This window comes from Bosea sp. 29B, from assembly GCF_902506165.1.
Taxonomy (GTDB): Bacteria; Pseudomonadota; Alphaproteobacteria; order Rhizobiales; family Beijerinckiaceae; genus Allobosea.
The window spans coordinates 2,970,605-2,987,368 of the sequence record NZ_LR733817.1 but is presented as its reverse complement, the minus strand read 5'-3'; the positions used below and the strand labels follow the sequence as shown (position 1 = coordinate 2,987,368).

General features: G+C 67.8%; 9 protein-coding genes. 4 read left to right on the top strand and 5 right to left on the bottom strand.

Features of this window, described 5'->3' with window-relative positions:
- Positions 1 to 9 precede the first annotated feature (9 nt).
- From GV161_RS14535 to GV161_RS14515, 5 genes are all read right to left on the bottom strand, one after another.
- The gene (locus GV161_RS14535) at positions 10 to 2,697 is read right to left on the bottom strand and encodes a nitrate reductase (protein ID WP_152016367.1); all 2,688 of its coding nucleotides are present in this window, start codon (positions 2,695 to 2,697) and stop codon (positions 10 to 12) included.
- A complete protein-coding gene (locus GV161_RS14530; RefSeq protein ID WP_152016366.1) occupies positions 2,697 to 3,911 on the bottom strand; it encodes an FAD-dependent oxidoreductase in 1,215 nt (404 codons plus the stop codon). The genes GV161_RS14535 and GV161_RS14530 overlap by 1 nt, the downstream gene beginning before the upstream one ends.
- Before the next feature lie 3 nt (positions 3,912 to 3,914).
- The gene (locus GV161_RS14525) at positions 3,915 to 5,243 is read right to left on the bottom strand and encodes a CmpA/NrtA family ABC transporter substrate-binding protein (protein ID WP_152016365.1); all 1,329 of its coding nucleotides are present in this window, start codon (positions 5,241 to 5,243) and stop codon (positions 3,915 to 3,917) included.
- A 311-nt stretch (positions 5,244 to 5,554) separates the two neighbouring features.
- Positions 5,555 to 6,604, bottom strand: coding sequence for a CmpA/NrtA family ABC transporter substrate-binding protein (locus GV161_RS14520; protein ID WP_152016364.1), 1,050 nt, complete (start codon positions 6,602 to 6,604; stop codon positions 5,555 to 5,557).
- A complete protein-coding gene (locus tag GV161_RS14515) occupies positions 6,601 to 7,185 on the bottom strand; it encodes an ANTAR domain-containing protein (protein ID WP_091833229.1) in 585 nt (194 codons plus the stop codon). The genes GV161_RS14520 and GV161_RS14515 overlap by 4 nt, the downstream gene beginning before the upstream one ends.
- Before the next feature lie 256 nt (positions 7,186 to 7,441).
- On the opposite strand from GV161_RS14515, the gene GV161_RS14510 reads away from it, so the two are divergent.
- The 4 genes from GV161_RS14510 to GV161_RS14495 are packed head-to-tail and all read left to right on the top strand — an operon-like array spanning position 7,442 to position 16,710.
- Positions 7,442 to 8,926 carry an efflux transporter outer membrane subunit gene (locus GV161_RS14510; RefSeq protein ID WP_244624215.1) on the top strand — a complete coding sequence of 495 codons (1,485 nt, stop codon included), beginning with the start codon at positions 7,442 to 7,444 and terminating at the stop codon, positions 8,924 to 8,926.
- Complete coding sequence (locus GV161_RS14505) at positions 8,923 to 10,380, top strand: efflux RND transporter periplasmic adaptor subunit (RefSeq protein ID WP_152016362.1); 1,458 nt, start codon at positions 8,923 to 8,925, stop codon at positions 10,378 to 10,380. The genes GV161_RS14510 and GV161_RS14505 overlap by 4 nt, the downstream gene beginning before the upstream one ends.
- A 13-nt stretch (positions 10,381 to 10,393) precedes the next feature.
- The gene (locus GV161_RS14500; protein WP_152016361.1) at positions 10,394 to 13,570 is read left to right on the top strand and encodes an efflux RND transporter permease subunit; all 3,177 of its coding nucleotides are present in this window, start codon (positions 10,394 to 10,396) and stop codon (positions 13,568 to 13,570) included.
- The gene (locus tag GV161_RS14495; RefSeq protein WP_152016360.1) at positions 13,567 to 16,710 is read left to right on the top strand and encodes an efflux RND transporter permease subunit; all 3,144 of its coding nucleotides are present in this window, start codon (positions 13,567 to 13,569) and stop codon (positions 16,708 to 16,710) included. Before GV161_RS14500 ends, GV161_RS14495 begins: the two co-directional genes overlap by 4 nt.
- Positions 16,711 to 16,764 lie beyond the last annotated feature (54 nt).

The following is a 16,764-nucleotide window of genomic DNA, read 5'->3' as shown; positions in this document are numbered from 1 at the left end:
TCGTGTTCGTCATGCCGCTTCGATCACGCGTGCCTGCGCGCCGATGCGGCGGATTTCGGGGAGGCAGGAGCCGCAATTGGTTCCTGCCTTGAGTTGAACGCCGATCTCCTCGGCCGTCGCGGCACCGGCCACGAAGGCGGCGCGGATGGCGTTCAGGCCGACGCCGAAACAGGCGCAGACGGTCGCCCCGGGATCGGACCCGCCGGGATTGCGCCCCGCCAGCAGGGCAAGCCGGCTCGCCACGGTCGCCGCCGGATCAGCGAAGACGGCCTTGACCGTGTCCCAGAGCGGCGCACGGCCCGCAGGAGCAAGGAAGAGAGCGGCCAGGAGGCGGCCTTCCCGCAATACGGCACAACGATAGCTGCCGCCGTCGCGGTCGATCAGCTCGGTCAGCTCGTCCGCATCGAAATGCTCGCGCACCAGGCTTGCGATCGCATCGACCGAGGCATCGGTGGCAAAAAGCCGGCCTTCGCCGCCCTGCACCGCAAGCCTCGACCACCAGCTTCCGGCTGGCATGGCAAATGGCTCCCGCGAGAGGACGAAGCCTTCGAAGCGATAGGTGACGGGCGTGACCGCGACGGGTGTCGCCTTCATTTCTGGCTGCCCGGAGAAGGGATCGCAGAGCGGCTGCGTCAGGGCTCCGATCCGCGCGTCGGAAGCGGTCTCGCCCGACCAGTGGATCGGTGCGAACAGCTCGCCGGGAGACACTCCGTCATCGGCGATGACCTTGAGCACGGCGCTGCCATGGGCGCTGGCGAGGCGGGCGAAACCGCCTTCGACCAACCCGAAGCGCGTGATCTCGGAGGAGTGCAGATAGACCGAGGGCTCGGCGATATGGGCGCTAAGCCGAGGGCTGAGGCCGGTCCGGGTCATCGTGTGCCAGTGATCGCGCACGCGGCCGGTATTGAGCAGCAGCGGGAAGGCCTCGCTGGCCTGGGCCGCTAGTTTCGATGCGGCGAGCGGACGCATCTGTGCACGATGTCCCGGGCCGAAGAAATTCCCATCGCCGAAGAGCCGCGCAGTGCCCTGTGGCCGATGGACAGGCACGGGCCATTGCACCGGGACCAGCCCGTCATAGCCGGCCTTGTCGAGGCCGGCATGGGCGCCGATGTCGAAATCGCGCGTGCCGTCGTTCTCGAAGGTCGAGAGCGCCGCATGCTCGGCATAGATCTCGCGCGGGCCGGCATAGGCGAAGGCCTCGCCGAAACCGAGGCGCCTGGCGACTTCGCAGATGATCCACCAGTCGGGCTTCACCTCGCCCGGCAGCGACAGGAAAGCGCGCTGGCGCGAGATGCGGCGCTCGGAATTGGTGACGGTGCCGTCCTTCTCGCCCCAGGCGGCGGCCGGCAGGATGTAATGCGGCCTGGCCGCCAGCGTATCGTTCGAGAGCACGTTCTCGGAGACGATGAAGAGATCGAGACCGGCGAGCGCGGCGCGGACCTTGTCGGCATCCGGCAGGGAGACAGCCGGGTTGGTCGCCATCACCCACATCGCGCGGATACGGCGCTCGGCGACTGCATCGAGCATCTGGACGGCCTTCAGGCCCTCATGGCGGACAATATTGGGAGCCTGCCAGAAGCGGCGGACCCGATCGATCTCGTCTGCGCCATAGCCCATATGGGCGGCGAGCATGTTGGCGAGGCCGCCGACCTCGCGCCCGCCCATGGCATTGGGCTGGCCGGTCAAGGAGAAAGGGCCGCAGCCGGGCCGCCCGATCCGGCCGGTGGCGAGGTGGCAGTTCAGGATCGCAGCGACCTTGTCGGTCCCTTGCGCCGACTGGTTGACGCCCTGGCTCCAGGCGGTGACGACGTGGGGCGTGCTCGCCCAAAGCTCGTAGAAGGCCGCGATCTCCTCAGGCTTCAGGCCGGTGACGATGGAAACCGCGGCGACGTCAGGCGCGATCTCCCGCGCATTGGCGAGCGCCGCGTCGAAGCCGGCGATATGGCGTATGACATAGCTGCGGTCGACGAGACCGCGATCGGCGAGATGGACGAGCAGCCCTGCGAAGAGCGCGGCGTCGGAGCCGGGTCTCAGCGTCAGAACCATATCGGCGTCTTCCGCGGTCGCGGAGACCCGCGGATCGAGGACCACGACGCGCGCGCCGCGTTCGCGCCGGTTGTCCTGCATCCGCCGGAACAGGACCGGATGGCACCAGGCGGTGTTCGAACCGACGAGGACGATCAGGTCGGCGCTGTCGAAATCCTCATAGGCGCCGGGCACCGTGTCGGAGCCGAAGACCCGGCGCTGGGCCGCGACCGTCGACGACATGCAGAGCCGCGAATTGGTGTCGACATGGGGCGTGCCGATGAAGCCCTTCGCCAGCTTGTTGGCGACGTAATAGTCCTCGGTCAGGAGCTGGCCGGAGAGGTAGAAGGCGATCGCCTCGGGGCCATGCTCGGCCGCGATCGCCCGCAAACCGGCCGCGACGGCATCGAGCGCCTCGTCCCAGCCGACCCTGTCATAGCCGCCGGCCAGGTTGCGCTTCAGCGGGTACAGCACGCGGCTGCCGAGCCCCAGCGTCTCGCCGAGGGCGGAGCCCTTGGAGCAGAGCCGGCCGCGATTGGCCGGGTGGTCGGCATCTCCGGCGATGGAGGCGCCGCCCAGCCCGTCCGGCGTCGCCTTCACGCCGCAGCCGACCCCGCAATAGGGGCAGGTCGTGCAGGTCGCGGCCGGAGCGAGGGGAGCGTCGTGGCGCATCACGCAGCCATCCCGATGCAATAGCCCTCGCCGAAGGGCAGGTCGGCTCGGATCGCGCTGATGTCCTGGCCCGAGCGGATCAGGCCGAGATAGAACAGCGCGCCACTGGTGTCGCCAACGAGGACGCAGCCGGCGAGCCTGCCCGCGCGCAGCAGGAACTTGCGGTAGACCCCCATGGCCGGGTCGCGCAGCAACAGGACTTCGTCGTCCTCTCCGGGCTCGACCGAGCCTGCCGAGAAGACGCTGACGCCGCTGACCTTGAGATTGGTCGCCAGCAGCGAACCGGTATAGCGTTCCCGCACACCGGCAAGTCGCGCGGCCAGCACGCGGGCCTGCTCATAGGCGGGCTCGACCAGGCCGTAGACCAGCCCGCGATGCTCGGCACATTCGCCGATGGCGAAGATCGAAGGATCGCTGCTGGCGAGGCCGTCATCGACATCGATGCCGCGATTGACGTCGAGCCCTGCGGCGACAGCGAGATCGACGCGTGGGCGCACACCGATGGCGACGACGACGAGGTCGGCCGGGATCACGCTGCCATCGTTCAGCTCGACCGCCTCGACACGGCTCTTGCCGACGAAGCGCTCAGCCGTGCGGTTCAGGCGGATGTCGATGCCACGAGCCGCGATCTCGCCGGCGAGCAGGCCGGCGCCCTCGCGATCGAGCTGGCGTTCCATCAGCCGGTCGGCGAGATGCAGCAGCGTGACCTTGCCGCCGATCCTGGCGAGCCCGTAGGCCGCTTCCAGTCCGAGCAACCCGCCGCCGATCACCACGACACGTGCGCCCGTCGCGGCAATGGTGCGGAACAGCGCGACATCGGCGACATCGCGGAAGCTGGCGACGCCAGGCAGATCCAGCCCCGGCACCGGCGGCATCAGCGGTCGCGAGCCCGTCGCGAGCACGAGCTTGCCGTAAGGCAGGACGAGACCGTCGGCCAGGGTCACGCACTTCGCCGCCCGATCGATGCCGGTGACCGGCTTGCCGTAGAACATCGAGACGCCGCGCGCCTGCCACCAGGCGGCGGGCTTCAGCTCGATCTCGGGCTCGGCGATCTCGCCCGCCAGCAGCGGCGAGAGCAGCACCCGATTATAGGCCAGCCGCGGCTCGTCCCCGATCACTGCGACCGCATAGCGCCCGAGCGCGTGCCGGCTGAGCTCGTCAGCCAGCCGCGTCGCGGCCATGCCGTTGCCGACGATGATCAGGGGCTCGGCCATGCGTCAGACCACCCGCTTGATCTTCAGCGCCTTGAGATAGTCCATCGGCGCCGCGGGATCGAACGTCATGCCGTCAAAGAAGGTCTCGACGCCGCGGGAGTCCCCTGTGGGCGTGCCGGTGACGCCTAGTCCCTTGGCCGCTTCGAGCCAGAGGTCCGAGCGATTGGTCTTGTCGACCAGCGCCTTGATGTCAGTGTTGGTCTCGAATTTGCCCCAACGGATGTTCTCCGTGACGAACCAGGTGTCGAGGCTCTTCCAGGGATAGGAGGTCGAGCCGTTCTCGCCCCAGAACTTCATCAGCAGGTTGGTGCCCTTGGCGACCTTGCCGCGGCCGTAGTTGATGTCGCCCTTGATGCGCCCAATGATGTCCGGCACCGGCACGTTGAACCATTGGCGGCGGCCGATGATCTCGGCCATTTCCTGCTTGTTATCCATCTTCTCGCACCAGATCTGCGCCTCCATGGTCGCCATCATGATTGCCATGGCGGCCTTGGGGTTCTGGTCGACGAAGTCGGCGCGCATGCCGAGCACCTTCTCGGGGTGCTTGAACCAGATTTCGCCAGTGGTCGCGGCAGTGAAGCCGATGTTCTGATTGACGAGCTGCTCGTTCCACGGCTCGCCGACGCAGAAGCAGTCCATTGTGCCGACCTTCATGTTCGCCACCATCTGGGCGGGTGGCACCACGATGGTCGAAAGATCGTTGTCCGGATCGATGCCGCCTGCGGCGAGCCAGTAGCGGATCCAGAGGTCGTGCGTGCCGCCCGGGAAGGTCATCGCCGCCTTCACCTCCTTGCCCGACGCCTTCTTCTTGGCGAAGGCCTCCTTCAACGCAGAGGAATCGGTGCCGACCGGCAGGTCCTTGTATTCGTTGGAAACGGAGAGGCCTTGGCAGTCCTCATTGAGCCGCAGCAGCGTGTACATCGGCAGCGGCTGGTTGTTCTGCATCACCTTGCCGGTGCCGTAGAGATACGGCTTGGGCGAAAGGATGTGGCCGCCGTCGATGCCGTTGTTCTTGAAGCCGAGCGCCATGTTGTCGCGCGTCGCGCCCCAGGAGGCCTGCTTGGCGATGTCCATGTCGGGCAGGCCGTATTTGGCGTAGAGGCCCTTCTCCTTGGCGATGATCAGCGGCGCCGCATCGGTCAGGGCGATGTAGCCGAGGCGGGTGCCCTTGACCTCGGGGCCGGCCCCTTGTGCGAAGGCTCCGGACGGCAGGGCCATCTTCGCAGCGGCGAGCAGGGCGGCCGTGCCGGACAGATTCAGGAAGTCGCGGCGGCTTGCGCCTGTCTGCGGGGCTGCTGCCGTCCTGGCCCGGGTCTTGGAGCTGTGCGTCATCGATCGCCTCTCGGTTGCTGAGCTGTCGCCCGCCTGAAACCAGCCCCGAAACGCGAAAAACGCCGCGCGAAGACGCCTTGGCAGGCGCATTCGACAGCGACGTTGCTGTGTCTTCCGGATCGGGGATGGCGCGGGCAGCGTTGGCCGCGTCGCTTCAATCCTTACAAGGATCGTGCCAACCGCCTCGCGGCGGACCCGGCCTTGAATTGCTATAGATTGGCGATGGCGAGGCGGAGGTGACACGCGAGCGACCGCCTTGTTGCAGCGCACAATCGCGACGCAATTGCCTAAATAATAGGCTGATATTTTGTCTACGCTAAGATGCTGTCAAAAGAGGCAGGCAGAAAGACATGGCGTGCGGCGTCGCGCATCTGCGGGGTCGCCATGACCTGCCCAGCGCGTTCCATGCCGGCAAGAACCCAGTCGGCATCGCCCGGGTCGGGACGCAGGGCCTCCCGGTCGAACCGGACGAAGCGCTCGATTAGCCGCGTCGGCCGGTCGGCGCCCTGGATCAGCTCTCCCTGCAGAATACGCTCGATGAGCTCTGCCGGCAGCGCGAGCCGGTCCGGTGCGGACAGGTGATGCGCTATCCGCGAGAAATTCTCCGGGCGACAGGCCCAGGCGCTGGCCTTCAGGACCGCGGAGCCGAGCTTCGAAACGGCGGCCGGGCGCTTCTGCACGTCGTCGGCGCGCCAGGCCAGGACCTTGTCGTGGCAGTTGCGCCTGAGGTCGACGCTGGCATGGACCATCGCGCCGACTCCGGCCGCCACCGCCGCCGAATTCCAGGGCGCGCCCGCGCAGAAGCCGTCGATTCGCCCGCTGGCGAGCGCTTCGACGGTTTGCGGAGGGGGCACGATCTCCAACCGGATGTCCTCGCCAAGCCTGAGACCACCCTTCTCGAGCCATTCCCCGAGCAGGTAGACATGCGTGGAGAAGCCGAAGACCGCTGCCAGGGTCAGCGGCGGCAGGCCGGCCGCCTTGCGGCGCGCGACCATGGCGGCGAGCGCATGGCCTGAGACGGTCGTGTCGGCCAGATCTCCATCGGCCAGGCGTGCCAGCTCCTCGAAGCGCCGCAGCGAGAGGGTGATCGCGGCGCCATCGCGATTGAGCGCCAGCGGCGCTGCCATCGGGGCCTTGACGCCGCCGATCCCGAGGGTCGCGGCGATGGCGGCCGGGCCGAGCATATGGGCGGCATCGAACAGGCGCACGTTCAGCTTGTCCCGCAGATTCGACCACGATACCTCGCGGATCAGCTCGAGATTCAGCCCCTCGGCCTCGGCGAAGCCCTCGTCCCTGGCCAGGACGACGAGCGCGCAATCGACCAGCGGCATGAAGCCGACCCGCAGGTGCAGCGTCGTCATTTCAGCATCTCCGCGGCGGTGATGAGGGAGCGGGCGATGTCGACGAGCTTGCGCTTCTCGTTCATCGCGGTACGGCGCATCAGCGCGTAGGCCTCGTCCTCGGAAAGGCCCTTCAGCCGCATGACGATGCCCTTGGCACGGTCGATCGTCTTGCGGTCCTCCAGCTGCGAGCGGGCTTCGTCGAGCTCTTCACGCAGCTTGCGGAACGCGTTGAAGCGGCTGATGCAGGTCTGCAGGATGGGTTGCATCCGCTCCTTCTTCAGCCCGTCGACGATATAGGCGGAGACGCCGGCCTCGACAGCGGCCTCGATCGAGGCGGAGTCCGACTGGTCGACGAACATGGTGATCGGCCGGCGGACGTGCCGGCTGACGAGGAACATGTCGGCCAGGGCATCGCGGCTCGGGTCCTCGAGATCGATCACCACGACATCGGGATCATGCGTCTCGATGGCGGCGACGAGGCCGGTCGTCGCGGAGAGGCGGACAAGCTGCTGGTAGCCCGCCTCCCGCAGGCCTTCCTCGATGATCGCAGCCCTGACCTGGTTCGCGTCGACGATAAGAATCCGCAGATTGGGCACCATGCCTTGCAGACGTTCCCCGTGGAATGACCAGACGTCGTCAATCAGGAATCGTGCCAGCGCGGCCCACAGGCCGCAGTCGAGCGGAAGAAGTCGAGCAGGCCGAGGGTGTCCGCGGCCGCCAACGAAGCCGACTGCGCTCCAGGGCGTCCGGATTCATGAACAGAAATTCACTTTCTCTCCCCTCCCGGTCGCTCTAGAAGCGGGTCTGTCGCGTCGTGTTCCGCGGTCTTTCGAATCGGGGCTGGAGAAGAGCGGCATGATGCCGGGCTACAGGCGTGATCTTCCGGGACACGCGGTCGCACATTCGCTCTTCCGTCTCTCATCCGCGGCGGCCATCACCCTTGGCCTCGCCGGGTGCCTGCCGGCCGACCAGCGCCCCGAGCTCGGCGTCGCGGTAACGCGCAGCTATGCCTCCGGCGACCGCAGCAGCGCGTCTGCCGTCTCGCCTGATTGGCCGCGGCTGTTCCGCTCAAGCGAACTCAATCGACTGGTCGAGCGGGCATCCGGCGCGAATTTCGACATCGCCATCGCCATGACGCGCATAAGGCAGGCCGATGCGCAGTCGCGCATCGGGGCGGCGACGCTCTATCCGACGCTGAGCGGCTCGGCCGACGGCTCGCGTAGCCTGAGGCCCGGCACGCTCGGTTCCAAGCGCGGGCCGTTCAGCGAGAGCGTCGGCAACCAGCTCAGCCTCGGCCTGTCGGCGAGCTACGAGCTCGATTTCTGGGGCAAGAACCGAGCGACCGCCGATGCCGGGCGCTTTGCGGCCGAAGCGACACGCTTCGACCGCGATGTGGTGGCGCTCACCGCCGTCGCCAGCGTGACCGGCACCTATTTCCAGGTGCTGGCGGCGCAGGATCGCCTGCGCATCGCCCGCGAGAACATCGCGGTGGCCGAGCGGACCCTCAAGGTGATCCAGGCCCGACTCTCCGTCGGCACCGCGACCCAGCTCGACATCGCGCAGCAGGAAAGCGTGGTGGCGCAGCAGAAGGCTGCCGTGCCGGCCCTCGAGCTCTCACAGCGCCAGGCCAAGATCACGCTCGCCGTGCTCGTCGGCGAGACGCCAGCCGCCATCGCAATCAAGGGTGGCAGCCTGAATGCGCTGGCCGTGCCGACGGTGCGCGCCGGCCTGCCCTCGCAATTGCTGCAGCGCCGGCCCGACATCGCCGAGGCCGAGGCGCGCCTCACCGCGCAGGAGGCGACGCTCCATGCCGCCCGCGCGGCGCTTTATCCGAGCATCAAGCTGACAGGCCAGGGCGGGCTCGAAAGCGCGCTGCTGAAGAACCTGCTGCGGCCGGATGCCGCCTTCGCCTCTGCGGCAGCGGGCCTCGTCCAGCCCATTCTCGACGGCGGCAACCTGCGCGCCCGGGTCGAGCTCGAACGCGGCACAGCCGACGAGCTGATCGCGACCTATCGCAAGACCATCGTCAGCGCCTTCGCAGATGTCGAGAACGCGCTGATCGCGATCCAGGAAAACACCCGGCACGAGCGGCTGCAGGGGGAAGTCGTGGCGTCAGCAAGGCGGGCCTATTCCATTACCGAGCAACGGCTGCGCGAGGGCACGATCGACATCGTGACGCTCTTGAACACCCAGCAGACGCTGTTCCAGGCGCAGGACCAGCTCTCGCAGACCAAGCTCCAGAAGCTGAGCGCCTATGTCGAGCTGTTCAAGGCGCTGGGCGGCGGCTGGACCGAGGCCGACCGCCGCACCGCAATCATCGCGACCGAGGCGGCGGAATGAAGCGTCTTCTGATCCTTCTCGTGCTGCTCGGCGCCGCCGCCTGGGGCTGGCACAGCTATAATGGCGGCTGGATGCCCGGCGGCGAGGACAGCGTCGCGGCCGGCCAGCAAGGGGCCGGACGCGGTGGCCGGCGCGCCCGCTTCGGCAACAATGAGGGGCCAATCCCGGTGATCGCGACCCCGGCACGCTATGGCGACGTGCCGGTCACGGCCGATGCGGTCGGCACGATCCAGGCGCTGAACACCGTGGCCGTGCGCACCCAGGTCGACGGAAGGCTGATCGAGATCGCCTTCAAGGACGGGCAGGATGTCCGCAAGGGCGATCTTCTGGCCAAGATCGATCCCACGACCTATCAGGCGCAATACGACCAGGCCATGGCCAAGAAGGCCCAGGACGAGGCGCAGCTCGCCAATGCCCGCGCCGACCTCGAGCGCTACGCCAAGCTCGCCCAGACCGATTACGGTTCGCGCCAGCAGGCCGACACCCAGCGCGCCACGGTGGCACAACTCGAGGCGCTGGTCCGCTCCGACCAGGGTGCGATCGACAACGCCAAGGCCTATCTCGACTATACCACGATCCGCGCGCCGATCGACGGCCGGCTCGGCATCCGGCAGGTCGACCAGGGCAACATCGTCCGTGCCTCCGATTCGAATGGCCTCGTCGTCATCACCCAGCTCAAGCCGATCGCCATGATCTTCAACCTGCCGCAGCAGCAATTGCGCGCGGTGAGCGCTGCGGTGGCGCGCGGCCCGGTCGAGGTCGACGCGCTGGACTCGGACGGCACGACGATCATCGACAAGGGCACCGTCGAGGTGATCGACAACGTCGTCGATCAGACCACCGGCACGATCAAGGTCAAGGCACGCTTCCCGAACGAGCGTCTCCAGCTCTGGCCGGGCCAGTTCGTCAATGTCCGCGTCTTCGTCGACGTGCTCAGGCATGTCGTGGTCGCGCCGACCGCCGCGATCCAGCGCGGACCGAACGGCGCCTATGTCTTCGCCGTCAATGACGACGAGACGGCGCGGCTGGTGGCTGTCACCGTCGGCCAGCAGGACGAGACGACGGCTGTCATCACCGCGGGTATCGAGCCGCCGGCGAAGCTCGTCACCACCGGCTTTGCGCGCCTGACCGACAAGGCGAGAGTGCGCGTCTCGACGCCGGAGGAAGCGGCCCAGCCGCCAGCCGCCATGCCGGGCCGCCGCGGCACGCGCGAGCCGGGTCAGGGCCAAGGACAGGGACAACGCCGGCAGCGCGACCGGGCCGGAGGCGACGCCGCTGGTCCGGGCTCGGCGGCGCCGGCGGCGGAAGCCCCGTCCGCACCGCCGGCCGGGAGCGACGGCACGGGCCAGAACCGGCCGCGGCGCAATGGCGGGGCGCGCGATGGCGCAGCACCCGGCGGGCAGGGTTCCCCGGCCGGCGGATCGGGTGCACAAAGACCGCAAGCGCAGCCATGACGGGGCAGCCGCGATGAGCGTGTCCGCGCCTTTCATCAGCCGGCCCATCGCGACCTCCCTGCTCGGTGTCGCGGTGCTGCTCTGCGGCATCCTCGGCTATCTGCGCCTGCCGGTTTCGGCCCTGCCGCAGGTCGATTTCCCGACCATCCAGATCACCACCCAGCTTCCCGGAGCGAACCCTGAGACGATAGCCTCGCTCGTGACCGCTCCGCTGGAGCGGCAATTCGGGCAGATTCCCTCGCTCTCGACGATGTATTCGCAGAGCTCCTTCGGGCTCAGCCAGATCACGCTGCAATTCGATCTCGATCGCGACATCGATGCTGCCGCCCAGGACGTGCAATCGGCGATCAACGCGGCTGGCTCGACCCTGCCGCGCACGCTGCCCTATCCGCCGACCTATGCGAAGATCAATCCGGCTGATGCGCCGATCATGGTGCTGGCGCTGACCTCCGACACGGTCTCGCTGCGCCAGCTCAGCGATCTCGCCGATACGCTGCTCTCGCCGCGGCTCTCGGAAGTCTCCGGCGTCGGGCATGTGTCGATCGAGGGCGGCGTCAGGCCCGCGATCCGCATCCAGGCCGATCTGGCGCGCCTCGCCGCCTACGGCCTCGGCATGGAGGATCTGCGCACCGCCATCGTCAACGCCAATGTCGCGGGATCCAAGGGCGCGCTCGACGGCAACCATCAGGCCTACACGATCAGCGCCAACGACCAGATCGGCAGTGCCTCGGCCTATCGCGACATCGTCGTCGCCTATCGCAGCGGCGCGCCGGTCTTCCTGCGCGACGTGGCCGTGGTGCTGGAAGACCTCGAGAACAGCCGCGTCGGCGCCTGGTTCCGCGGCAGGACGGCGGTGGTGCTCGACGTAATGCGCCAGCCCGGCGCCAACATCGTCACGACGGTCGCGCAGGTGAAGCAGGAGATTCCGCGCCTGCGCAATGGCATGCCGGCCGGCGTCGAGCTGCAGGTGGTCAGCGACCGCACCGAGACGATCCGCGCTTCGATCGCCGACGTCCAGTTCACGCTGGTGCTGGCCTGCGCGCTGGTGGTGCTGGTGGTGCTGCTGTTCCTGCGCACCGTGCGCGCCACGATCATTGCGGGCGTCGCGCTGCCGCTCTCGCTGATCGCGACTTTCGCGGTGATGTGGCTCGCCGGCTTCAGCCTCGACAATCTCTCGCTGATGGCCCTGACCATCGGCACCGGCTTCGTCGTCGACGATGCGATCGTGATGATCGAGAACATCGTGCGCAACATGGAGCAGGGCAAGAAGCCGCTCCGCGCCGCCTATGACGGTGCCAAGGAGATCGGCTTTACCGTGATCTCGCTGACGGTCTCGCTGGTCGCGGTCTTCATCCCGCTGCTGTTCATGACCGGGCTGGTCGGCCGCATGTTCCGCGAATTCGCGCTGACGCTGACCATCGCGGTCGTGGTCTCGGCCGTGGTCTCGCTGACCCTGACGCCGATGATGTGCGCCCGCATGCTGCGCGAGGACGGCCATGGTGCGGGTCAGGAGCGCGAGAACTGGCTGATGCGGCTGGCGGAGTGGCCAGTCACTGCGATGGCACGGCTCTACGAGGTCACGCTCGGCTGGGCGCTGAAGGTGCGCGGGCTCGTGCTGCTCGTCACCGTCGCCACAGCGGTGCTGACGGTATGGATGTATATCGTCATCCCCAAGGGCTTCCTGCCGAGCCAGGACACCGGCCTGCTCAATGTCGTGCTCGAATCCTCGCCGGACGTCTCCTTCAACGAGATGAAGCGGTTGCAGGAGAAGGCGACACAGGCCTTCGAGAAGGACGGCGACGTCACCGGTGTCGTCTCCGTGCTCGGTATCGGCCAGGCCAACGCCACCTTGAACACCGCCCGCATGACGGTGACCTTGCGACCCAAGGACGAGCGTCGCGACGACACGGTCGTGATCGCCGAGCGGCTGCGCCTCGCCGCCGCGGCGATCCCGGGCATCGTGGCCTATGTCCAACCGGTGCAGGATATCCAGATCACGACCCGCGCCAGCCGCTCGCAATACCAGTACACCCTGACTGGGGCCGACCAGGCCCAGGTCATGGAATGGGCGCGCAAGCTCTCGGAGGCGCTACGGCGCGAGCCGATCGTGCGCAACGTCGCCAACGAAACGCAGGATGGCGGATTGCGCGCCCATGTCGAGATCGACCGGGCCAAGGCGGGCCGGCTCGGCATCTCGATCCAGGCCATCGACGACACGCTCTACGACGCCTTCGGCCAGCGCCAGATCGCGACGATCTACGAGCAGTCGAACCAGTATCGCGTGATCCTGGAGGCGGCGCCGCAATATCTGCGCGACCCCGCCGCCCTCTCGAAGCTCTACGTCACCGGCAACACCAACACGCAAGGCCAGACCAACACCGCCGGCACCATCACGGTGACGCAGAACAGCGTGCAGGTGCCGCTCTCGTCGTTCACCCGGTTGATCCGCGAGACGGCGCCGCTCTCCATCGCCCATCAGGAGCAGTTCCCGGCAGCGACCATCAGCTTCGACCTCGCGCCCGGCGAAGCGCTCGGCGATGCCGTCAAGATGATCGCCGCGGTCGAGCGTGAGATCGGCATGCCGAGCGCGATCTCCGGCGCCTTCAGTGCCGATGCGGCCGAGTTCAACCGCTCGCTCGCCAACCAGCCCTGGCTGATCCTCGCGGCGATCGTGACGATCTATCTCGTCCTCGGCATCCTCTACGAGAGCTATGTCCACCCGTTCACGATCCTGACGACGCTGCCCTCCGCCGGCGTCGGCGCATTGCTGGCGCTGGTCCTGACCGGCCGCGAGCTCTCGATCGTGGCGCTGATCGGCATCATCCTGCTGATGGGCATCGTCAAGAAGAACGCGATCATGATGATCGACTTCGCGCTCGACGCCGAACGACAGGAGGGGCTGTCGCCGGAGGAGGCCATCGTCAAGGCCTGCCTGCTGCGCTTCCGGCCGATCATGATGACGACGCTGGCGGCGCTGCTCGGCGCCCTGCCGCTGGCGCTGGCGACCGGAACCGGCAGTGAGCTGCGCCAGCCGCTCGGCATCACCATCGTCGGCGGCCTGCTGCTCAGCCAGCTCCTGACCCTTTACACCACGCCGGTGATCTATCTGGCGCTTGAGAAGCTGCGCCGGCGCCTCGGCGGCGGCCGCGACGGCGTCGTGCCCCATCCTGATCCGGAGGCGGCCGAATGAGCGACGCCTCCGACGAGGACAAGGGCTGGAAGTCGGTCAGGGGTCTTTCCGACGCCTTCATCCTGCGCCCCGTCGGCACCACGCTGATGGCGATCGGCCTCTTCCTCGTCGGCATGGTCGCCTATGCCTTCCTGCCGGTGGCGAGCCTGCCGAGCGTCGACTTCCCCACGATCCGCGTCTTCGCCAGCCGGCCGGGCGCCGATCCGGCGACGATGGCCGGCAGCGTCGCTGCGCCGCTGGAGCGACGCCTGGGCTCGATCCCCGGTGTCACCGAGATCACCTCGACGAGCTCGCTCGGCTCGACCTCGATCGTGCTGCAGTTCGACCTGACGCGGAACACCGACAGCGCCGCCCGCGACGTCCAGGCAGCGTTGAACGCAGCCGCGACCGACCTGCCCGGCGACCTGCCGACCCTGCCGCAATTCCGCAAGGCCAACCCCAACGCCGCGCCGATCCTGATCCTGGCCCTGACCTCGGACACGATGACGCCGAGCGCGATGTACGACGCGGCCGACACCGTCATCGCCCAGCGAATCTCGCAGGTGGAAGGGGTCGGCGAGGTCACGGTCAACGGCGCCGAGCAGCCTGCGATCCGCGTGCGGGTCGATCCTGCCCAACTCGCTGCCATGGGCCTGAGCCTCGACACGATCCGCACCGCCATCGTCAGCGCCAACACCGTCTCGGCGGTCGGCTCCTTCGACGGCGAGCGGCGCAGCGAGACCCTCTCGGCCAACAACCAGATCCGCGAGCCGGAGGATTACGGCAACATCGTCGTGCGCTCGGCCAGGGGCACGGTCGTCCGGCTCGCCGATGTCGCGACCGTCGAGCGCGGCGTGCGCAACAGCCGCGCCGCCGGCTGGTACAACGGCAAGCCGGCGATCCTCATCACCATCACCAAGCAGGCCGACGCCAACGTGATCGACACCGTCGACCGGGTGAAGGCGCTCCTGCCCGAGGTCCAGCGCTGGGTGCCGGCCGGGATCCAGTTCTCGATCATGTCGGACCGCACGGTCACGATCCGCGCCTCGATCGCCGACATCCAGCACACATTGCTGATCTCCATCGCGCTGGTGATGCTGGTCGTCTTCCTGTTCCTGCGCCGCACCACGCTCACCATCGCTGCCGGCGTGACCGTGCCGCTCTCCATCGCCGGCACCTTCGCCGCGATGTGGCTCGCCGGCTTCACGCTCGACAATCTCTCGCTGATGGCGGTGACGATCTCGGTCGGCTTCGTCGTCGACGACGCCATCGTCATGATCGAGAACATCGAGCGCAATGTCGCCCGGGGCATCTCGCCGCTGCGTGCCGCTCTGCTCGGCGCCGGCCAGATCGGCTTCACGGTGGTCTCGATCAGCCTCTCGCTGATCGCAGCCTTCATCCCGCTCTTCTTCATGGACGGGGTGGCCGGCCGCTTCTTCCGCGAATTCACGCTGACGCTGACCTTCGCCATCCTCGTCTCGACGGCCGTCTCGCTCAGCGTCACGCCGATGGTCTGCGCGCATTTCCTGAAGAGCGGCCCACATGCCCCCAACCGGTTCGACCGGACGGTCGAGCGCGTGCTGGCGGCGATGATCGGCTTCTACGCCCGCACGCTCACGGTCGTGCTGCGGCATAGCTGGCTGATGCTGGTCGTGATGATCGCGACTGTGGCGCTGACCGTGCAGATGTTCCGCAGTGCGCCCAAAGGCTATTTCCCGCAGGACGACACCGGGCTGATCATCGGTTTCACCCAGGCTTCGACCGACATCTCCTTCCCGGCGATGGCGCAGCTCCAGCAGCAGGGGGCGGCGATCGTCGCGAGCGATCCTGCGATCCTCGGCGTCGCCTCCTTCATTGGTGGCGGCGGCTCGGTGAATACCGGGCGCTTCTTCGTCAGCCTGAAACCCCTGCAGGAACGCAGCCTGAGCTCGGCCCAGGTGGTCAACCGCCTGCGCGGACGCCTCGGCTCGATCCCGGGCCTGCGCATCTTCCTGACCCCGGTGCAGGACGTGCGCGCCGGCGGGCGCCAGGGCCGTTCGCAATACCAGTTCACGCTCTGGGACCCCGACCTGCCGGAGCTGCAGGAATGGGTGCCCAAGGTGCTGGAGAAGCTGCGCACCCTGCCCGAGCTCGTCGATGTCTCGACCGATCGCGAGCAGGGCGGCCTGCAGGCGAATGTCGTGATCGACCGCAACAAGGCCTCGCAGTTCGGCGTCGCGATCCAGGCCATCGACAATGTGCTGGCGGATGCCTTCAGCCAGCGCCAGATCTCGACGATCTACGGCGCGCGCAATCAGTACCGCGTCGTGCTCGAGGTCGCGCCCTCGCGCAGCCGCGACCCCAATGACATCCTCGATCTCTATGTGCCGGGCCGCAACGGCGTGCAGGTGCCGCTGCGCAGCTTGGTCAAGGTCGAGCGCGGCACCGCCCCGCTCGTCATCAACCATCAGGGCCAGTTCCCGGCCGTGACGATCACCTATGACCTCGCCCCCGGCGTCGGCCTGCAGGAGGCGAGCGATGCGGTCGTCGCCGCCGTCGAGGGCCTGCATATGCCGGCCTCGCTGCGGGCGGAATTCGCCGGCGACGCCAAGGCATTCTCGCAAGGGGCCGGCAGCCAGGGCATGATGATCCTGGTCGCGATCCTGGCGGTCTACATCATCCTCGGCGTGCTCTATGAGAGCCTGATCCACCCGGTGACGATCCTCTCGACCCTGCCCTCGGCGGGACTGGGTGCGCTGATCGCGCTGCGGATCGCCGGGGCCGACCTCACCATCATCGCCTTTATCGGCATCATCCTGCTGATCGGCATCGTCAAGAAGAACGGCATCATGCTGGTCGATTTCGCGATCAGCGCCGAACGCCAGCGCGCCATGCCGTCGCGCGAGGCGATCTTCGAGGCCTGCCTGGAACGCTTCCGGCCTATCCTGATGACGACGCTCTCGGCCATGCTGGGCGCGGTGCCACTGATGATCGCGACCGGCCCCGGCGCGGAGCTGCGCCGCCCACTCGGCATCACCATCGTCGGCGGGCTGATCCTCAGCCAGATCCTGACGCTCTACACCACGCCGATCATCTATCTCTGGATGAGCAAGCTGAGCGCCCGCCGCAAAGGTGAGGCCGCCGCCCCGGAGGCTGCTTCGCCCGGCACGACGCCAGGCTGAGCATTCCGGCTGGACGGCGATCACACCGCTCGCGCTCTCATCCGGACTGTGTAG

Bases quoted from the DNA above. Each gene is read 5' to 3' on its own strand.
- GV161_RS14500 (WP_152016361.1), top strand. From the start codon at position 10,394: ATGAGCGTGTCCGCGCCTTTCATCAGCCGGCCCATCGCGACCTCCCTG.
- GV161_RS14520 (WP_152016364.1), bottom strand. From the start codon at position 6,604: ATGACGACGCTGCACCTGCGGGTCGGCTTCATGCCGCTGGTCGATTGC.
- GV161_RS14535 (WP_152016367.1), bottom strand. From the start codon at position 2,697: ATGCGCCACGACGCTCCCCTCGCTCCGGCCGCGACCTGCACGACCTGC.
- GV161_RS14530 (WP_152016366.1), bottom strand. From the start codon at position 3,911: ATGGCCGAGCCCCTGATCATCGTCGGCAACGGCATGGCCGCGACGCGG.
- GV161_RS14495 (WP_152016360.1), top strand. From the start codon at position 13,567: ATGAGCGACGCCTCCGACGAGGACAAGGGCTGGAAGTCGGTCAGGGGT.
- GV161_RS14515 (WP_091833229.1), bottom strand. From the start codon at position 7,185: ATGGTGCCCAATCTGCGGATTCTTATCGTCGACGCGAACCAGGTCAGG.
- GV161_RS14510 (WP_244624215.1), top strand. From the start codon at position 7,442: ATGATGCCGGGCTACAGGCGTGATCTTCCGGGACACGCGGTCGCACAT.
- GV161_RS14505 (WP_152016362.1), top strand. From the start codon at position 8,923: ATGAAGCGTCTTCTGATCCTTCTCGTGCTGCTCGGCGCCGCCGCCTGG.
- GV161_RS14525 (WP_152016365.1), bottom strand. From the start codon at position 5,243: ATGACGCACAGCTCCAAGACCCGGGCCAGGACGGCAGCAGCCCCGCAG.